This is a genomic window from Bacillus haikouensis (assembly GCF_013179555.1).
GTDB classification, from domain to species: Bacteria; Bacillota; Bacilli; order Bacillales; family Bacillaceae_B; genus Rossellomorea; species Rossellomorea haikouensis_A.
This window is the reverse complement of the sequence record NZ_JABMCR010000445.1, coordinates 1-2,345: the sequence shown is the minus strand read 5'-3', so window position 1 is coordinate 2,345 and position 2,345 is coordinate 1. Positions and strand designations below refer to the sequence as shown.

At 44.7% G+C, this 2,345-nt stretch carries 3 protein-coding genes and 1 riboswitch; all 3 genes read left to right on the top strand.

What is annotated here, in order from left to right; genetic code table 11:
* Nucleotides 1–605, top strand: a 605-nt coding sequence (locus HP456_RS22900; protein ID WP_172255373.1) for a protein adenylyltransferase SelO family protein, incomplete at its 5' end; no start/stop codon positions are given.
* Between the two features lie 171 nt (nucleotides 606–776).
* Nucleotides 777–880: riboswitch (purine riboswitch) on the top strand.
* A 148-nt stretch (nucleotides 881–1,028) separates the two neighbouring features.
* Nucleotides 1,029–1,889: a 5'-methylthioadenosine/S-adenosylhomocysteine nucleosidase gene (locus HP456_RS22895; RefSeq protein ID WP_172255371.1), complete on the top strand. Its 861-nt coding sequence runs from the start codon at nucleotides 1,029–1,031 to the stop codon at nucleotides 1,887–1,889.
* Nucleotides 1,890–2,021: 132 nt separating this feature from the next.
* Nucleotides 2,022–2,174 carry a DUF3934 family protein gene (locus HP456_RS22890; RefSeq protein WP_172255369.1) on the top strand — a complete coding sequence of 51 codons (153 nt, stop codon included), beginning with the start codon at nucleotides 2,022–2,024 and terminating at the stop codon, nucleotides 2,172–2,174.
* The last annotated feature ends 171 nt before the right edge of the window (nucleotides 2,175–2,345 follow it).

Here is a 2,345-nt window from a genome sequence, read left to right as displayed (position 1 = left end):
GCTATGCATATGGAAATCAGCCGCCGATTGCAGGTTGGAACCTGGCGCGTTTTGCGGAAACACTGCTGCCGCTGCTGCATAAAGACGAGGAGACATCCCTGAAGCTCGCTCAGGAAGCGATTTCCGAATTCCCTAAAGTGTACCACACTGCCTGGCTTAAAGGCATGAGGGCAAAGCTTGGACTCATCAGTGAAGAAGAGCAGGATAAAGCTCTAATTGAAGATCTCCTGGAAATGATGCGTAAGCATAAAGCTGACTATACGAATACGTTTCGTGCACTGACTTTTGACAGGCAGGGAAAGGCAGGTCTGTTTGGTTCGGAGGAATTCATTCAATGGAAAGAGCGCTGGAAGGAAAGGCTTGGCAGCCAGCAGGCATCCAATGATGACACCCATGAATTAATGAAAAACAGCAACCCAGCGGTCATTCCGCGGAACCACAGAGTGGAAGAATCACTTGAGGCCGCTGCTAATGGCGACTTCAGTGTGATGGAGCGGCTGCTCAATGTCCTGTCAGCCCCATATGAACATTCTAAAGAGCAAGAGGCATACGCCGATGGCCCCGCACCCTGTGATCGGCCGTATCGTACATTTTGCGGAACTTGATATCTAAAGTCACTGCATGAATAGTAAAAAAGACGGGGAAAGCACATCACAGCTACTTCACCTTGAAAAAATCTATGATTTCCATTTAAATACGAACGTTAAAGTAATAATTTATATTTAAATTCGTATTTAAGGTTGTTTCTCTTTTCGGGCTCTGATACACTGAGAATGTAATTAATTTCATAGAATTCTCGTATAAACTCAGTAATATGGACTGAGAGTCTCTACCTGGTTCCCATTGTAAGAACCGGACTACGGGTTGAAGTATTGTTCGGGTTTTAATCGTGCATGTTGGGTATGATGCATGGTTTCACCTCACATATACTTTAACTTTCGCAGGTCTGGAGGTAGAGGGCACTCTGAACTTCCAGGCCATTTTCTGTGTTCCTTACGGGTATTACAATCAGCCAGGGGGAAAACAACATGTTGAAAAAATTCGCTTTACCAGTCATCATCACTGCGTTATTATGTTCAATTTTAGCTGGATGCAGCTCTGCTGAAAAAAGTAGTACTGCCAAAGCAAAAGATGAAAGACCCATAATGATCCAAGGTCCTATGCCGATTGAAGCTGAAAAGCTCGCGGATCGACTCGAGGACGTGAAAAAAGAAAAATCAGGTTCATTCGTTTTTTATATAGGAAAACTTGATGGTTACCCTGTGATTGTTGCGAAGACAGGCAAGGGAATGGAAAACACTGCAGCAGCAACAGCAGTGGCAATCGAAAAATATAACCCGGCAGCCATCATCAATCAAGGGACATCAGGCGGCCACGACACTGATTTAAACGTATTTGATATTGTGTTAGGAAAAAGAACGGTAAATCTTGGTTCTCTAAAAACAGGAAATCTTTCAGAAGGCGGCGGAATTGAACCGAAGAAGTGGATCCCGATGGATCTGTTGGCTTCTGAAGGAAGTGCAGGAGAAGATCCGGATGCTGAGAAGATCCGTTACTTCGAAGGAGACAAACAATTGCTGGAAGCCGCGAATGCCGTCAAAGATGAATATAAAACAGGCAAGGTTGTCGAAGGCACAATCGGTTCGGCAGACGTATGGAATAACGAGGTCGACCGGATCAACTGGTTCCATGACAAGTTCGGAACGTCCGTCGAGGAAATGGAAGGGGCAGCTGGAGCGCAGATCGCCAAGGCATATGACATCCCCTACCTCGGGATCAGAATCCTCTCCAATAACAAAGTGAACGGCGGCCAGTACAATCCGGATACCGCTGAAGCCAATCAGGAATTCGTCTACAAAGTGGTAAATCAATACATCAAGGAAAAATAAGAACTATGTCAGAGGCAGTCCCGCGATGCGATAAAGCTTTACCGCACTGCAGGGGCTGTCCCTGTTTTTTCATAGGTTTCTATGGTATGATAATGAACTTAACTGACATGAGCAGGAGGGAGGAGGGGACGTATGAGCAAACCGAAGAAAAAGAGCGGAACGGGTCAAGGTACTGGCAAGAAGGGCTGGAATCGCTGGCAGGCGGGAGCCAATAAAGCAAAGAGTAATAAACCATATAAAAGTAAAGGTGTTAAGCACGGAAATAAAACCGATGCAGACAAATAAGTCGTGCTCGATTGGCCAATACCGGGAACCGATAGTGTAAAAAAGATTTGCTATTGGCTTCAATCCCTGTTATGGTTAGGTAGAATTATTTTTGTTCGGTCTGTAAGGAATGAAAGTATTTAAACTTTTCGCCTTTGATATCTAACTTGAGCAACAATAGTAATAACATGT